This window comes from Spirosoma sp. (genome assembly GCF_026391055.1).
In the GTDB taxonomy this organism is placed as follows: domain Bacteria; phylum Bacteroidota; class Bacteroidia; order Cytophagales; family Spirosomataceae; genus Spirosoma.
The window spans coordinates 1-16,903 of the sequence record NZ_JAPLET010000015.1; the positions used below are offsets into that span (position 1 = coordinate 1).

Below are 16,903 nucleotides of genomic sequence, written 5' to 3' on the forward strand. Positions count from 1 at the left end.
GACGATGAGGGTGGGGTTTTCGCCGGGCTTATCGCCTTTGCCTTTGGCTTCGTTCCAGCGTTTGATCTGGGTTGGGGTCAGCACCTGGGCCGGGTTCTGTAACTCACCGGTGGCACCCACGATGTGATCGTTGGGTACGGTAAGGGCTAGTTTGTAGTTGCCGAAGATGAGGGTAAACTCGCCCTGTCCCAGAAACTGCTTGTTCTGCCAGCCCGTCACATCGTTGTAGGAGCAGAGCCGGGGAAACCATTGGGCTATCTCGTAGATGTAGTTACCATCTTTTGGGAAATATTCGTAACCCGACCGGGCGTGCGTGGCTTTCGCATCAACGATATTGAAGTTCCAGTCGATGGAGAAAGTGACCGATTTGCCGGGGCCAACGGGCTGAGGCAGGTCGATGCGCATCATGGTCTGGTTGATGGTATACTTGAGGGCTTTGCCGGTCTGATCGCGCACTGCCGTGATCTTATGCCCGTAATCTTTACCCTTTAATACTGAGCTGGGGTCGAGCTGCTCTGGGGTCGTACCCCGCTGGGCGTTGATGCTGTTGGTTTCGGTCGTATTACCGTTGGCATCAGGCCGAAACAGGTTTTGATCCAGTTGAAGCCATAGATACGGGAGCACATCGCCCGAATTATTGTGGTAAGTGATGGTTTCGGAGCCCGTTATTTTCTGTTTGGTATCATCGAGCGTGGCTTTTATATCATAGTCGGCGCGATTCTGGAAGTAGTCCTTTCCCGGTGCGCCGGAGGCCGTTCTGAACGTATTGGGCGTAGGAAGCAAGGGCCCTAACTGCTCAAAGCGTGTGTTAGCATGCTGTGTTGGGGCTTGCGCCTGTACCAGCCCGAACGGGATGGCCAAACTCGCCAACAGCAAAACTATCTTTTGCATAAGTAAGATTGTAGTTGTTGATAAGAGAGGTAAAAGTACGAAAAAAGAGTTTATGCGTTGCGCATAATGATGAGCGGGTACCCTCTGAAAGGTAAAATGTAAAAGGCAGGGTAATCGGGCCGACAAGGCCTGGGCAATCACCCCAGTAGTTCCTTTAAATACGCATTATCGAAGATTAGTGCCAGGGCCATGCCGGCAACGATTCCGGATATAACGAGTGTCCAGCGCAGCCGGCTGGTTTTGCCAAGTTCAATGACGACGAATGCGACGCCCAGGACAAAGGCCACAATGAATAACTGACCGATCTCCAGGCCAATATTAAACGCGAGCAGGGGTTTTATAATTTCTGCCTCACGGCCCAGTAAGCTGCGCAGGTAATTGGAGAAGCCCATCCCGTGAATAAGGCCAAACAGCAGTGCCAGCCCGTAACGCCAGGAGCGCTTTGGTGGTTTATCGGTCGTCAGCCACGATTTGGGTTCTTGAAAAAAGAAGTTGGTAATAGCGGTGACGAGAATAGTAATGGGAATGAGCAACTCAATCAGCGCAGTTTTGTAATGGATAACCTGCAACGTTGCCAGCGCCAGCGTAATGGAATGCCCTATCGTAAATGCTGTTACCAGAATCAGCACCTGCCGCCACTGCTGAAGGGTGTATACTGCACAAAGCGCAACAACGAACAAAATATGGTCGTATCCGCGTGGGTCTGTAATATGGTCGAAACCTAAACCAAGATAAATAAAGAAATCATCCATGCTTATTCGTTGAACCAGTCGGCATACATGACATAATTATTGGCCGTACGACTGAATATTTCAGCCTGTTCCGGCGAAACGGCTTTCAGCAGCCGGGCCGGATTACCGGCATAAATTGAACCGGATGGCACCTGGGTATGCTGGGTAACAATGGCTCCGGCGGCAATAATACTACCTCTACCCACCACCGCCCCATCCATAACAATGGCACCCATACCAATAAGTACGTCGTCTTCGATGGTACAGCCATGAACTATGGCGTTGTGGGCAATCGACACACGACTGCCAATGGTCGTTTTAAACTTCTGGTACGTGCAGTGAATAACAGCGCCATCCTGAATGTTGGTCCGGTCGCCGATGACGATGGAGTTGACATCGCCCCTAACCACAGCGTTGAACCAGACGGTGCAATCCCGCCCCATAAGTACGTCGCCAACAATGGTTGCATTATCGGCAAACCAGCAGTTGTCGCCGAAGGTGGGGTGATTACCCCGAACAGCTTTTATTAGTGCCATGATACAAATATAATCCGAGTGGGATGGTTTGTACTTTTTTCTGCCGTTTACGCATAAAAAAAGGCTGATTCAAAGAATCAGCCTTTACGTAGCGGAACTACATCGTTATTTTTTCTCCAGTTTCTCGGCTGCCTTGTCCAGGTCCTTGCCGATATCATCAACCATTTTACCGGCTTCTTTCTTCACCTTATCAAAGTCATCCGAACTGGACCGCTGCACTTTGTAAAACGAGTCGGAAAGCTGACGGCGTTTGTCTTCCAGATCTTTGACCCGATCTTCCCGTTTCCGACGATCGCGCTTGCTTTCATTCTTTACTTCGGTCTTGGCTCCGTCGAGCTGTTTGTCGATTTTGTCCATCTGTTCCGAAATACGGTCACTCAATTCGCGCTTGTCCCGATCACCTGATTGATCGTTGTTATTGCTGTTCCGGTTGTTGTCACGGTCATTATTACGGCTGTCGCTGTTATTGCTCATCGAGCGATTGTCGCGGCTGTCGTTGTTGCGGTCGTCGTTCCGGCGGTTGTCCCGATTATTGTTCGAGTTGTTGTTCGAACGATCGTCGGATCGATTGTCCCGGTCGCGGTCGTTATTGCGGTCATCGTTGTTGCGGTCCCGGTTGTCATACCGGCGATCGTCGTTCATGTTCCGATTATCCCGATCGCGGTCGTTGTCTCGATTATCGCGATCATTGTAGGAATTGCGATTATTACCGGAGCGATCATCATTGCGATCCCGACTATCCCGGTCGTTATACGAATTTCGGTCGTCATTCCGGCGGCTGTCCCGATCCCGGTCATTATAAGAGTCGCGGGAGTCCCTGGAGCTACGGCTGTCATACCGGTCATCGTACGAGTTACGATTGCTGTTGTTGCGGTCGTCGTACCGGTCGTTATAGGAATTACGGTTGCTGCCAGAGCGGTCATCGTACCGGTCGTTGTACGAATCCCGGCGATTAGATGACCGATCGTCGTACGAATAACGATCACTGTTCGATTGGTCGTTGTACGAGTCGCGTCGGTTGTACGAGCGATCATTATAATCGTCATTGCGGTCGCTGTACGAATCCCGACGGTCGTCCGAACGATTATATCGGTTATTGTAACTATCGCCACCCGACATCCGGCTTGACCGATCCGAGTCATCACTTCGGTAGCTCATCCGATCGTTCGACGACTGATAAGGATTACGGTACGAACTGTTGTCGCGCGAGCTATTTTGGCTCATGCGATTATCATCCCGATCTTTATCTCTGTTCCGGCGGTTGAAAATACCCCCTTCATCGTCGCTGTAGGTTCGGTTGCGTGAATCCCGGCTATTTTGCGAACTACTGCGGTCGGCTCGAACGATGTCTTCGCGGCTATTGTCTGAGTTTCCGTAAATCAGGCGTTCTGTGGACGCGCAGGATGATAGCCCAGCCATGGCTACCAACAGCGCACCAACTACCCATGTTTTCCTTTTCATAACGTTGTATCTTTTATTGATATACTAAAATCAGCGTGTGTTGAGTATCCGTGCTGTTTTGACCTGTATAACCAATAAGTGACTACAAATGTTAGGAATTTAGTGGGATGGCTAAGGGACATACGTCCGCTACCGAATGGTTACTACACCCGCTCCGTTGTAACTGCGATACTCCGCATTGTACATGGCATCAGCAGATACAGGCCCTAGCACAAACCGACCTTTCGACACGGCTCTGGCCAGGTAATAAAACGTTCGTTCGGTACCCGTTGCCGTGGTGTAAAAGTTGATCCGGTCGTCGCGCAGGTCGAAATGGTCGGGTTGGTCCGTTACGCCCGACTTAGATTTACTGATCCACGGCATATCGCTGGCTTCGCGGCCGGGTGTTCCGGTCAGGCGCGGGTTCTCTACTTCCAGACCCGCCGGGAGCAAGTCTGTTACCACAACATTCTCGACGGTAAGACCATTCTGGCTCGCCAGGGTGATTTTGACAACCACCAGGTCATTCTGCCGGATATCGCCGATCGGCTTACCATCGCGGTTGAGGTACTGCCGACGAACCCGCAGGCCATTGTCTTCGGCGGTTACTTTGCCACTGGCCGGAATGCCTTCACTTTGGGCATAATAATAAACGCTGCCGGTACCGTTGGCACTCAGGGTAAGCGGAGCATTAGTCGGTACCCGCTTAATTGTCAGCAGACTACTATTGAGGGTGCCAAGCGGTTTGCCCGTGGCTGTAAGGGTAGCCGTTGCTGTACTGCCTGCCGTTTGTCGAGCCAGTTTGCCGAGCGACAGGAAGGCAAAAGCCGCTTCCTGCGTGTTCAGATAAACAGACTGCTTCAGAGCCGCCGACAGTTGCCTTGCCAGCGTCGGAATTTGAATATTATTTCGGTCGGTTTCGATAAGGGCATCAAGAACGAGGGCCAGATTTCGAAGGGGCGAGGCATAACTACCCCCCGTTTGCCGCCCGGTCGTATTGTCGCTGAACCGTTTTGGCAGCAGGGCTTCATAGCTCCGGGTATCGCCTACGCGGAAGAACGTCGAAGCTAGGAGGTAGCGACTATCGTTCGTTAGCAAACCGGCGTTCTGCTTGTAATAATTCATGGCCGAGCGGTTCGGTTTGTCGGCTACAGACAGGGCGTACAAGGCATAGATCGTTGTGCGGCTTGCCACCTGTTTCACAGTTCGTCCACCGGCTTCATCGAACGTAACAGAGTTCTCCGTAGCGGGACTATTGGTAAGCGTTGTCAGGTAATCCATTGCCGAACTGAGTATCGATGACCGAACTTCATACCCGGCCTCCTGCGCTTCGGCCAGAAAATGAACGGCGTAGGCCGTAGCCCACGCATCTACGTTGGATTTTCCAGCCACGGCCGCCATGCCGGGCCACATCGTAAAGCCGCCGTTTTGCGCCTGCAACCCTTCTACCTGCTGAACCGCTTGCCGAATATTCGTGGCCGGGTTTAGGTCGCTCTCGCCTGCTCGGACGAAGTAGGTACTGGTCGATACTTGTTTGGCCAGATCAGCGAAGTACAACTGAGGAAACGCCTTCGATATTGTTTGCTCCAGACACCCGTGTGGATACCCCAGCAGGAAGGATAACTCCCGTCCATACTGCGCCACCGGCGAGCGGCTCAGGGTTACGTTGGCCCGCGCTGTTCCGGGCAAAAAGCCACCCGCCAGTTGAAATACTTGTGCTTTCCCACCGGCAACTGCTCCCGACTGGGTCGTTTTTTGCAGGGATGCCGCCGGACGAACGGTGATTTCGGTTTTCTCGGTGAAGGTTTCGTTCAGGCCATTAACCGTCACCGAAATCGTTCCCGCGCCAATGGCCTGTTGGGCGGCTACCCGGAAGATGGCCCGGCTTTCGCGACCGGGTTGAATGGTGAGTTTTTGCGTACTGATACTATCCACTGCCAGTGGCCCCGTTAAATTCAGACGGGCGGTAACAGTGGCTACTTCCTTAGTCGTGTTGCTCAGATTGACGGGTAGCTCAACCCGGTCGCCGGGAGTAAGGAAACGGGGTACGCCCGTACTGATCACGATGGGGTCGGCAACTTTTATATTGCTGTTTGCCGACCCGAATGCCTCGTTTTTGTAGGCAACGGCCATTACGCGCAGATCGCCCGAAAACTGTGGAATGTCAATCGGAAACTCCACGTTGCCATCCGAATCCGCTTTCTTGATTCCGCTCCAGAGAGCCACCAGCCTTACTCGGCCGTTACTCAGCGGGTTGACACGCCGTTCCAGGTCGTAGCCGTCGCCCCCCACGCTCGACTTCGATTGAAGCGAAAGTTCGGGATATAGCAGGGCGTATAAATCGTGGCTGGTTACTTCGAGGGCCCGTTTCTGGTAAAAGAATCCATGTGGATCGGGCGTTTTAAAGTTCTTTAGTTGCAGGATTCCTTCGTCCACAACGGCAATCGTTACCTGAGCATTACCGGCTGTTTTAACCCGAATTGTTTGCTTCGTTTTTGAGCGCGACTGCGTAACGGCGGTAAGGGTTACGGGCAGCCGGGTGTACCGGTCCTGAACGGCAATAGAGGCAAAGCCATGCGCTACAGTGAGTGGTAAATTCGTTGCGTCGATTGCCCGAATCAGGGTAGCCGTCACGTAAACGTTTGGCAGGTGATCGACACCAGCCGAAAAGCTCCACTCGGCCGATTTGTTTGTGGTGGTGAGCCAGTGTTGTTCCAGAACGTGGTTGCGCTCTACCGTAACGAGCAGCCGGCCCTCGAAAGGCGCTTTGAACAGCACTTTAACCTTGTCGCCGGTTTGTACGGTAGACTGTCCCGTTTCAATGAGTACCTGCCCTTCCTGACTCACCTCGAACGAGGAAGCCGAGGTGTTGCCGAAACCATAGGCATAGAAACCCGTGGCTGCGTACTTGTCCGCAGCCGCATCGGGCCGACGAACGCGGACTTCATACTCTCCCGAAACTGTAGGCACGTAGCGGAACGACGCTTTGCCGCCTTTGAACAGCAGGGTGTTGGTATAAACGGATTTTTCCCGACGTTTCGTGGTGTACTTCACATTGTTGTCGACTTTTTCGATAACCGTCTGATAATCGAACCGGATCACCTCAACGACTGCCGAGGCCGACGCCCGCAGTTGCCCGGCCGGGTCGAGTGACACAAGATCGACAGCGAGCGGGGCATTGGTGGCTACGTATCGGTCGGGTAAGCGCAGACCGTAGAAGGTATCCTGCGTCAGAATATCCAGCCGACGGAGCCGGTTGACCGGTCGGCCGTTTTCGTCGAAGACCGTCACAAACATCTTTGCTTCCAGGAGACCTATGTCCTGATACAGTTGAGAAATCGGGAAGCGTTCGGTAGCCTGCCCGTTGGCGTTTGTGCGTCCCTGCCGGAGTTCTTTAGGAAACAGATCCGTTTTGGCGGGCTCGCTCCCTGGCGCGGCCCCATTGGTCATGTCGAACGCATACTCGCCGAAACCTTTGGGCGCAAAGGTTTTTCGCTTTAGCTGGAGTTCCATTTCATAAGCCCTGTCGGAAGCGGGTGGCCCGAACAGGTTCATGGCCGTAGCCGACAGGGTAATTGTCTGGCCTGCCTTGTAACTCGTCCGGTCGGTGAGTACGTCGACTTTGATGCGGTCGGGGACGAATTCCTCCACGCTGATTGATTCCGATGCCAGCAGCACATTGTTGGCGTTCAGGATTTCGATCGTGTAGGAACCCGTTACCGCAGCTGGGTCGAGGGGCACATCTGTCGTAACCGATCCCTGAGTGTCTGTCGTTTTGCGAAATGCCCGGAATTCGCGCCCGTTGGGCATCAGTACCCGAACTACAACAGGAATCTGACCAACACTTTGCCAGGTTTGGGAGCGAATGACGGTATTAAAATGAAGGGTGTCGCCGGGGCGGTAGATGTCCCGGTCGCCGTACACGAACGCATCGAAGCCGGAGGGATTATCACGTTTGCCATCTACCTCGAAACGGGATGTTTCGACCTGCGTATCGGGCAAAAACAGAAAGTTGAAGTCGTCCTGATTCGATTGACTGGCGGTAGCCGGGGTGGTTGTACGGGCGGTTAACAATGCTATTTTGAAGCCCGGCGCTTTCTCGCTTACCTTATCGAATTTCACAAAGCCCGTACCATCTGTTTTGAGCGTATACACGGATTGATTGTTGCTGCTGATCAGCGTAACCTCCACGCTTTGCAGGGGCTCGCCGGTGCGGATGGAGTTCGCCCAAACCAGCACCTCATCGTTCGTATGCCGCGCAATAAGGCCAATGTCCGACACGGAAACCAATTGAGAAGCCTGTAAATAGGCTTCATTTTTTGAGTTAACCGACACCAGATAAACACCCCGGAATGGATGTTCCCGAAAGTCGTTGTTTTGATCCGGCAAGGCCAGGTTCAGTGCCGATACGCCCCGAACTTTAGGCAGATCGGTCGTTTCAATGGTTTTGTCGACGAGTACATCGCTCAACTCGCCGGTTTCATCGGCGCTGTAGTTGAACGAGCCCGATGGTCCCCATTCGCCATTGGCCTTTTCGGTATACTCTTCGTAGCGGTTCGACCGCAGGTAGTTCAGGAGGTTATTCTCGTATATTTTTACGATTTTGACCTGTACTTTCGGCACATTAACAATGTTGAGGCCAACGTTACGCGCTCCTTTCGAGGATAAGTATAACGCCTTTTTGTTGGCAAACTGAATACTGGCGGGCATCTTCCCGAAAAACAGATCGCGCGTTACAGGCTCGGCCAGTTTGGTGCCCAACACCCCGCGGATCTGGTCGGTAAGGGTCAATACATAGGTATCGGCTTCGTTGAAATTGCCCCGAATAATGAACCCGTTCTCCGTTAGTTCAGCGGTTGTTTCTACCGATGGCTGAATCGTGTAATAGGCGCTTAGATTACCCGCTGCCCCGCCGGACTGAGGCTGAAGTTCCTGAGTCGTAATAACCTTTATGAGGCCCCGGTTATTCTCGAACGTTGTCTGAACATCAGCTATGTCAACGGTGTAGCGGGAGGGAAGTGTACTGGTTTCATTAATAGCATCCTTACTAACGAAAGCGGTTTTCGGGACCTTCACTCCCTTGTCTATTTTTAGAGACAGCGGCTGCTCATTTTTCAGGGCCGGGGCATTGGTGAGCGACAGCGCTACGGAATTAGGCGCATCGCTGGGGGCACTTTGTACTGCAAGCACCTTGTCATCAGCGGCAACGGCCAGTTTTTCAATCACTTCCGTTGACGATACCGGGTAATTGAAGTTAAGCCGGGTTCGGGCTACAGGCTGTCCGGTTGCCCGATCGCGGGACCACCAGTTTTCGACGGTAGTTAGCTGCAAATAGGGCGTGTGGAACGCAATTACCTCGCCCGATATTTTCAGGTCTTTTTTGTCGGCGTAACGAACCAGGTTATCCGTCAATTCGGCGCGGTAATCGGTGGCCTGATCGAAAGCGCGGGCGGGCGAAAAGACGAGTTCGTTGGGAGCCGCCCATTTGAATTTGCCGCGAACGGCCGGAATGAAACGCACGTATTGGGTTGAGTCCCACTCATCGAGGTGGCCAACTGGACCGATGTTTTTATTGAACGTAAACGTAAGGTTCTGCGTCTGCTGGACTTCATCGCTGAAATTGCGGCCCACCACGGATACTTCATTGAAAGACAGTCGCGAACAATGGGTGAACGCGAACAAGAAAAAGAGGCCAGTCAGCAGGCTGGCCAAGTACGGACGGGTGTACATAGATGTCGTTGTAAGAGGCCGAATATAGACGAAAAATCTCACTCGATTTAGGCAGCGGACAACACCCCGGTAGCGACTTAGTAAACGGTTACTGGCTGACAGGTGTGAACTGAACAGTAACAATTTTCCAAACTCCTGCCTGTTTGGCACTCACGACCGAGAACGCAACGGTGCTGTCAAATCCTTGGCCATCTATACTGCCTTTGGCTTGCCAGATGCCCGTCATCACCGCGGCATCGTTGTTATACTGGCGGGTAACGGCGTCTGTGACAACGCCGGTTTCGACAGTGAAAATGCCGCCAGCAATGTTCTGGATAAATAAATTACCATCGATCGATTGCCCGTCAAAACTAATTACGTCCAGATCGTCTGAGATAATAGTACCCAAAACTTTATCGTCTTCATCGAGCAAAGCCTTGAAAAAAGCGTTACCGATGGCCGTTGGGTCCTGAGCGGGAGTCACCTTTTGCTGTCCAAAGGCGATTGTAGGCAGTAAATAAAGAATAAGGAATAGAACGACGTTTTTCATAATGAGTAAAGTTGAGTTTTCTGACCGGAAGCTGTGAATAAATTTCGAGAGGGCAAAGTCATTACTTGTTATTCCGGTTTGATTAGGATTCGTATGTCATTGCTGCCACCTTTATCGTCGGCGCAGGAAATTTTTAACGCCCCCGGCCGGGGTTTGAAAAACACGGCTTCGGTTGGTTTAGCCCGCCGATATAGTTTGTCATTCAAATACCAGAATACCGTTTGCACGTCCGCAGAAGTTTGGCAACTAAGCTCCAGTTCAGCGGCTTGTTTGGGGTTGATGAAATACTCGCTACCGTCGTTCAGGCTTGTAATGCGCGGCCCCAGATGGTTACCGCCGGTGCGCTCAAATACCCGTTCGCAGGACGGGTTATGGGGGGGCGGGGGCTGAACCGGAATACGATGGCTTTGGTAAAACGCCATTACTTCCGGCGATACATTCGGGTAAGCACGTCGAACCGCGCCCGTATCCGGCAGGCAGTAGGCGCAGTAAGAAATTGTGCCCGCCGAATTGGTAAAGACGGCCTTTTGATGCTGGCAGCGTCTGTACCGCGAAACGCCCATGATGCAGTAGTCGGTTACGGGATTGCTACAGAACTCGCCCGGCACATCGCCCGTTTCGGGGCAGATCAGCCGGGTACTTAATTTCGAGCGAGCATCCGGGGCCCTGAACCAGCCCAAGGATGAGTTGTAATCCAGTACGTTGAAAAGCTGGAATAGCAGCGGTGTGGCTGTATTGGCTCCGCTTAGCTCGGCCACGCCCACGCCCGAAAAATTACCCACCCACACGCCAATTGTGTACCGCTGGTTATACCCGATACTCCACGCATCCCGCCGACCATAGGATGTGCCTGTTTTCCAGGCGATTCGCGGCAGGTGATAACTATTATCGAAGTTGTTCGGCAAATCAGGACGAGTGATTTGCGTGAGCGTGTGAGTAACCAGGTAAGCAGCCTCGGGCGAGAGCAGGGAAGATGCCGGGGTGGTCCGGCGATCCGGTGGGGTGAATTCCAACTCCCTAACCATCCCGCCATTGGCCAGCCCGGTGTATAGCTTCGTCATTTCTTCCAGTGTAACACCACAGCCGCCCAGAATCATGGACAACCCTAACTCTTTTGCTTGTTTTTTGACGGTCGAGAAGCCCGCTTTCCGGAGCGTCGAGACGAGGGCTGGCGTACCGATTTCCTTTAGTAGCGCCACCGCCGGAATGTTGAGCGAATTAGCGAGGGCGAACTCGGCCGTAACGGGGCCATTGAAACGCCGGTCGTAGTTATCGGGTTGGTAACCGCTGAAATTGGTTGGTACATCGGCTAGTTTCGTTTTCGGTGTGATTATGCCCGCATCGAAGGCCAGTCCGTACAAAATCGGCTTTAACGCGCTCCCCGGCGACCGTACCGCCTGAATGCCATCGACCTGCCCGCCATCAAGTGTATTCGTAAAATCGGCTGAACCAACATACGCCAGCACTTCCCAGGATGAGTTATCCACAATTAACACCGCTGCGTTGTGGATATCATACGCTCGAATGCGATTGGCGTACTGCTGCATCAGTCGTTCGGTGGTGGTTTGTATGGATGGATTTAGTGACGACTTAACGATGGGAGTGTTCGGGTTCTCTGATTTAAGCCGACGTGCGAGGTGCGGTGCCAACTGTGGAGCCTCCCGACGATAAGCGCTGAGGGGTTCGTTGAGGGCATCCGCAATGACGGTTTCGTCGAACAGGTGGCTCGTGCGGAAGCGGGTTAGCCAGCGGTTGCGCGCCTGAACAACCAGCGCATTATGAACCCCCAGCCGCAAACTCGACGGCCGATTCGGAATAATGGTCAGCGTGGTTAGCTCGGCCAGACTGAGCAAATCCGGTGATTTGCCAAAGTAAAGTAACGAGGCCGATTTCAGCCCTTCGATGTTGCCGCCGTAGGGAATCAGATTCAGATAAAGCTGGAGAATCTCTTCTTTAGATAAGTGCAGTTCCAGTTGTAGCGCCCGGAATAGCTCGATAAACTTGCTGGTGTAAGTCCGTTCACGAGGTTCGAGCAGGCGAATGGTTTGCATCGTGATGGTCGATGCTCCCGACGTTCGCCGACCGGTCAGCAAGTTTCGGCCAGCGGCCCGGAGCATGGCTATGGGATTGAAGCCGGGATGATACCAGAAGTATTTGTCTTCCTTGAACAGAATGGCGTCGCGCAGGGTAGGGGTAATCTCATCCAGCTCCGCGTACATTCGCCACTTATCATCGCGGCTCAGGAAGGCGTGCAGAATGGAGCCGTCGCGGGCAGTGATCAGGGTTGAATAGGGAACGCAGGTGTTGATGGGAAAAGAGAAATCGAGCCCAAAAAAAATCAATACCGCTGCGATAAACGTTTTTACGAGACGGTATCGCCACAACCGTTTGGCAATACCGCCAACGTTTCTGAATATTGACCCAGCCGTTAGCATGTTTTTTCGTGCTTATGCGGTCCGAAAAGAACCGTTTGTCGGTGTAAAAATGAGCTAAATCCCTTAATCAACGAAATCGCAGGTAGCCAATGACCATCCAATTTTTCGGTGCCGCCCGGACAGTAACCGGCAGCAAACACCTCATTACCACCATCGGAGGAAAACAGATTCTGCTCGACTGCGGACTCTTTCAGGGAATTAATACAGACGAGCTGAACCAGCAGTTTGGGTTCGATCCGGCCCAGGTCGATTACATGGTTCTCTCTCACGCCCATATCGACCATACAGGCTTAATTCCCCGGCTGGTGCGGCAAGGGTTCAGCGGACCCATTTATACGACATCGGCCACCATTGATCTGTGCGAAGTCATGCTGATGGATAGTGCCCGTATTCAGGATCGAGACCTCGAACGGGTCAATAAACGACGTACCCGACGGGGTGAGCCCGAACTGGAGGTGCTGTACGACGAAAAAGATGTTGAGCAGGCGCTCGGCCATATGCAGGCTGTCGAGTACAACAAGCCATTCGTTATCTGCGACGAAGTAACGGGCTTGTTGACGGACGCGGGCCATCTGCTCGGCAGCGCGTCTATTAGCCTGACAATTCGGGAAGATACCGTCGAAAAACACCTGTTCTTTAGCGGAGACATCGGCCGCCCTGACGACAAAATTCTGCGGTCGCCCCAACCTTTTCCGCAGGCCGACTACATCATATGCGAATCGACCTACGGCGACCGGCTTCACGAAGCAGAGCCCGATATGAAGGCGCATTTGCTGCAAATTGTGCAGGAGACCTGCATTGAGGGTCAGGGCAAACTTATTATCCCGGCTTTTGCCGTTGACCGCACGCAGGAAATTATCTACGCGCTCGACCAGCTTTCGAGCGAAGGACGGTTACCTCGTCTGCCCGTTTATATCGACAGTCCTATGTCGGTGAAAGCGACCGATGTAATGCGCGATCATGAGGAAGATTTCAACCCGGACATTCTATCGTACATCAAAAAAGACGGTGATGCGTTTCAGTTTCCCAACCTGCATTACATAACCGATGTCGAAGACTCGAAAGCCATCAACGACAGCAAAGAGCCGTGTATCATTATTGCGCCATCGGGTATGGCCGAAGCCGGACGTATCAAACACCACATCAAGAACAATATCACCAAACCCAACACGACCATACTGATGGTTGGCTATGCATCGCCATCCAGCCTGGGCGGGGCACTCAAACGGGGCGACAAAGAAGTAACTATTTTTGGCGAGCGGTTTCCCGTTCTGGCTAAAGTAGCCATTATGGATTCGTTTTCGGCGCACGCCGATTATCGGGAAATGCTTCAGGTGTTGAGCTGCCAAGATGCCTCGCGGGTTAAAGCCCTGTTTCTGGTTCATGGTGAGTACGACAAGCAGCTGATCTGGAAAGAACACTTAACCAAAGCCGGTTTTCAGCATATAGACATTCCCGACATGCGGCAGAAGGTAACACTCTGATAAGCATGTATAAAACACAAAATCCCCCGGCCTTGTCAGCCGGGGGATTTTGTGTCGAAGAAAACGGCTACCCTTGTCAGGTAAACCGTACCCGGGCAAAACGACGATTTAAAACAGCACGATACATTTTACCAAACTGGACATAACACCAGCGTTTAAGTTGCTTCAATTCTTTGGGGATGAGCATTTTTATGGCTTTCGCCAGCTCTTTCTCAAAAAGACCTTTATCAAAACTCACCTTCTGAAGGATCGTCTTGATATACTCAAGCATAGAGAGCATAGGTTTAACATTTTTTTCGTTTAAAGAAGCTCAAGGGTATTAGAAGAGGATAGATGGTTCGTTAGTAACTTTGATCCCTCAACTCGTAACGGCTTACCTCATACATTTGTTGTTCAAAAATAAGAATGTTCTTTGCAATATTCCGAAATTTTCTTGTATTATTTTATTGTGTAGTCTTCTGTGGATTTGCACAATCTATTGATAATGTTGCCTCTATTGAACTAGGCGAAACTAATTTTCCGATTGAACGGACCTTTACTATTTCGCTCATCATCCCAAACAGCGAAACCCGTGCCACAATCGCCTTTCCAGATATACCGGGCTTTATAAAAAGGGGTACCTCCACCAGCGTAACACCGCTGGAAATAAACGGTAAATCAGTTACCAGTCAAGTAATTACGCAGAATTATAAGGCACGTGCTCCCGGCCGTTTCCGGCTGGTACCCTTCTCGGTCGTCGTAAACGGTGAGACTATTCACTCCGAAGGGGCTATGCTTACCGTATTGCCAACACCGGGCCTTACTGCGCCTGCCACCACCACAGTAACTACGGTCGACATAGCACCCGCCGGGGCGGCATTCCTGTCCGTTCGTGCGTCGAAACCGTCAATTTATGCAGGCGATGGCGTGGCCCTGACTTTATCATTTTTCGTAGCTGACAACTATCCCTACGAACTCAGTTTTCAGGCACTTGACAAGCAGCTTCAGGGCATCACCCGGAAAATTCGCCCGGCCAATTCCTGGGAGGAAAATCTGCCCATTAATGACCTGAAACCGATTGCTGTTGTCATCAACAAGAAGAAGTTTCGGGAATACCGGCTCTTCCAGTCCGTCTTTTTTCCATTGTCGAGTCAAACCATGCGGTTACCCGCTGTGTCGCTTCAACTGAGTCGTCGGCCGGTTGTTGGCCCTCCCGCGTTGCAGCCCGAGCAAGCTGTATTTACCAGTCAGCCGCTTACGGTAGGCGTTCGGCCGTTGCCTGTCCATCCACTGCGGGGCCGTGTAGCTGTGGGTGCCTTTCAACTGGAAGAAGGTCTGGAGAAAAAACGTGTTTTGGTGGGGAAGAGTGTACGGTATACATTTTCCATCACTGGGCGAGGAAATATCGCGACCCTGCCGGGGCCGTCAATACAAAATGGAGGTAGGGAAATAGCTATATTCCCACCCGAAGAACGACACACGATCAACCACGCTGGCGATGAAATAAAGGGGCGCAAAACGTTTACCTATTTCATTGTCCCTCATCAAAATGGGACCGTTTCGTTGGCAAATCACTTTCAATGGATTTACTTCGACCCGCAAAGAGCCCGCTATGATACCCTCAGGCCCCGATTGGCGCTTGAGGCTGGTGGTACCGAGGAGGCTGTAACCAGCGCCGTTAACATGCCGAACGGAGAAGCGCTTGCCAATGGCGAGGTTATTCCGGGTGCCCCGGTTGGCAAATCGCTGTATACGGGTATCGAGTTGATGGACAGTACACAACAGCCGGTTAGTGTGTCTGTCTTGATCCGGTCTGTTGCTAACGTATTAATTATATTGATGTTAGTGGGGATGGTGTTTGTGTTGATTAAGCGATAGCAGAAAATAAAGAAGGATAGGTCCAAAGATGGTGTTTCCGGAAGGTCAGCATCTTGAGTTAATTAAAATCGGGGGCACATTCCCCAGTCAGCAGCATGAGTAGTACATACGGAGTTCAGTTTAAGATTTCTACATTCGGTGAGTCGCACGGGCCAGCCATTGGCGTTGTGATTGATGGCTGTCCGGCGGGATTACCGTTCGATACCGATTTTATTCAGCACGAACTAGATCGGCGTAAGCCCGGACAGTCGCGCATTACGACCCAACGGCGCGAGGCCGATGAATTTGAGGTGCTGTCTGGTGTGTTTGACGGGCATACGCAGGGAACACCCATTGCGATGGTTATCCGCAACACCGACCAGCGCAGTAAAGATTACGGCCATATTTCCGAACAGTTTCGTCCGTCGCACGCCGATTACACTTACCAGGCCAAATACGGTACCCGCGATTATCGGGGTGGCGGCCGGTCGTCGGCGCGGGAAACGGCAGCCCGGGTGGCGGCTGGTGCCGTTGCCAAGCTGCTCCTCGCCCGGCAGGGCGTCCGGATTCAAGCATACGTTTCGCAGGTCGGTACCCTTAAACTTGAGAAAAGTTATACAGAATTAAATCTAACACTTGCCGAAGAAAACGCCGTTCGCTGCCCCGACCCCGAAACGGCCGAGCAGATGTTTCAGTACATTGACGACATCCGGAAGCAGGGTGATTCTGTTGGCGGCATTGTCGACTGTGTCATTACGGGCGCACCGGCTGGCTGGGGCGAACCCGTTTTCGATAAACTCCATGCTGAACTGGGTAAAGCGATGCTCAGTATCAATGCAGTAAAGGGCTTTGAATACGGCAGCGGATTCGCCGGTGTTGCCCTGCGCGGTTCCCAGCATAACGATGAGTTCTACACCGATGAGTTGGGGCGGGTGCGTACCAAAACCAACCAGTCGGGCGGTATTCAGGGCGGCATCAGCAACGGCGAGGACATCTATTTTCGAACCGCTTTCAAGCCCGTTGCCACTATTATGCAGGACCAGGACAGCGTGGATGTGAACGGCCAGCCGGTAACGGTGTCGGGCAAGGGGCGGCACGATCCCTGCGTGGTTCCCCGCGCCGTTCCCATCGTAGAAGCGATGGCCGCGCTGGTACTAGCCGACATGTATCTGCGTGGTAAAGTGGCCCAGGTATAAGTGAAGACGTTTGTTCGGCGGCACCCATAGTGCCCGACTTTCAGTTTGTTATTCGGGATTTGTTCCAGTCTTAAGGAAACTGGCCCGCTGGTGTG

Annotated in this window: 10 protein-coding genes and 1 pseudogene; 3 read left to right on the forward strand and 8 right to left on the reverse strand. The window is 52.4% G+C overall.

The genetic code is table 11. The annotated features are described in order from the left end of the window. From NT073_RS05775 to pbpC, 7 genes and pseudogenes are all read right to left on the reverse strand, one after another. Positions 1-891, reverse strand: a pseudogene (locus NT073_RS05775) (M1 family peptidase); the annotation flags it as partial. A gap of 137 nt (positions 892-1,028) precedes the next feature. Then, positions 1,029-1,643, reverse strand: a complete 615-nt coding sequence (locus NT073_RS05780) for a HupE/UreJ family protein (RefSeq protein WP_297370135.1) — start codon at positions 1,641-1,643, stop codon at positions 1,029-1,031. A gap of 2 nt (positions 1,644-1,645) precedes the next feature. After that, positions 1,646-2,158, reverse strand: coding sequence for a gamma carbonic anhydrase family protein (locus tag NT073_RS05785; protein ID WP_297370138.1), 513 nt, complete (start codon positions 2,156-2,158; stop codon positions 1,646-1,648). 105 nt (positions 2,159-2,263) lie between these two features. Further along, on the reverse strand, positions 2,264-3,619 hold the full coding sequence (locus NT073_RS05790; RefSeq protein ID WP_297370141.1) for a hypothetical protein: 1,356 nt from the start codon (positions 3,617-3,619) through the stop codon (positions 2,264-2,266). A gap of 129 nt (positions 3,620-3,748) precedes the next feature. After that, positions 3,749-9,328, reverse strand: a complete 5,580-nt coding sequence (locus NT073_RS05795; RefSeq protein ID WP_297370144.1) for an MG2 domain-containing protein — start codon at positions 9,326-9,328, stop codon at positions 3,749-3,751. Positions 9,329-9,416: 88 nt separating this feature from the next. Then, positions 9,417-9,857, reverse strand: a complete 441-nt coding sequence (locus NT073_RS05800; protein ID WP_297370147.1) for a nuclear transport factor 2 family protein — start codon at positions 9,855-9,857, stop codon at positions 9,417-9,419. A 68-nt stretch (positions 9,858-9,925) separates the two neighbouring features. Further along, the gene (gene pbpC / locus NT073_RS05805; protein ID WP_297370150.1) at positions 9,926-12,292 is read right to left on the reverse strand and encodes a penicillin-binding protein 1C; all 2,367 of its coding nucleotides are present in this window, start codon (positions 12,290-12,292) and stop codon (positions 9,926-9,928) included. Positions 12,293-12,381: 89 nt separating this feature from the next. Here pbpC and NT073_RS05810 point away from each other — a divergent pair, with 89 nt between their 5' ends. Then, positions 12,382-13,776, forward strand: coding sequence for an MBL fold metallo-hydrolase (locus NT073_RS05810; RefSeq protein ID WP_297370152.1), 1,395 nt, complete (start codon positions 12,382-12,384; stop codon positions 13,774-13,776). A gap of 76 nt (positions 13,777-13,852) precedes the next feature. Here the strand turns inward: NT073_RS05810 and NT073_RS05815 are convergent, their stop codons facing one another. Beyond that, on the reverse strand, positions 13,853-14,056 hold the full coding sequence (locus tag NT073_RS05815; RefSeq protein ID WP_012929550.1) for a hypothetical protein: 204 nt from the start codon (positions 14,054-14,056) through the stop codon (positions 13,853-13,855). 125 nt (positions 14,057-14,181) lie between these two features. On the opposite strand from NT073_RS05815, the gene NT073_RS05820 reads away from it, so the two are divergent. Further along, entirely contained in the window at positions 14,182-15,633 is a 1,452-nt protein-coding gene (locus NT073_RS05820) for a BatD family protein (RefSeq protein ID WP_297370158.1), read from the forward strand. A gap of 95 nt (positions 15,634-15,728) precedes the next feature. Further along, the gene (gene aroC / locus NT073_RS05825) at positions 15,729-16,808 is read left to right on the forward strand and encodes a chorismate synthase (RefSeq protein WP_297370161.1); all 1,080 of its coding nucleotides are present in this window, start codon (positions 15,729-15,731) and stop codon (positions 16,806-16,808) included. The last annotated feature ends 95 nt before the right edge of the window (positions 16,809-16,903 follow it).

Coding starts and splice junctions, on each gene's coding strand:
- NT073_RS05785 (WP_297370138.1), bottom strand. CDS start 2,158: ATGGCACTAATAAAAGCTGTTCGGGGTAATCACCCCACCTTCGGCGAC.
- NT073_RS05800 (WP_297370147.1), bottom strand. CDS start 9,857: ATGAAAAACGTCGTTCTATTCCTTATTCTTTATTTACTGCCTACAATC.
- NT073_RS05790 (WP_297370141.1), bottom strand. CDS start 3,619: ATGAAAAGGAAAACATGGGTAGTTGGTGCGCTGTTGGTAGCCATGGCT.
- NT073_RS05820 (WP_297370158.1), top strand. CDS start 14,182: ATGTTCTTTGCAATATTCCGAAATTTTCTTGTATTATTTTATTGTGTA.
- NT073_RS05810 (WP_297370152.1), top strand. CDS start 12,382: ATGACCATCCAATTTTTCGGTGCCGCCCGGACAGTAACCGGCAGCAAA.
- NT073_RS05815 (WP_012929550.1), bottom strand. CDS start 14,056: ATGCTCTCTATGCTTGAGTATATCAAGACGATCCTTCAGAAGGTGAGT.
- pbpC (WP_297370150.1), bottom strand. CDS start 12,292: ATGCTAACGGCTGGGTCAATATTCAGAAACGTTGGCGGTATTGCCAAA.
- NT073_RS05795 (WP_297370144.1), bottom strand. CDS start 9,328: ATGTACACCCGTCCGTACTTGGCCAGCCTGCTGACTGGCCTCTTTTTC.
- aroC (WP_297370161.1), top strand. CDS start 15,729: ATGAGTAGTACATACGGAGTTCAGTTTAAGATTTCTACATTCGGTGAG.
- NT073_RS05780 (WP_297370135.1), bottom strand. CDS start 1,643: ATGGATGATTTCTTTATTTATCTTGGTTTAGGTTTCGACCATATTACA.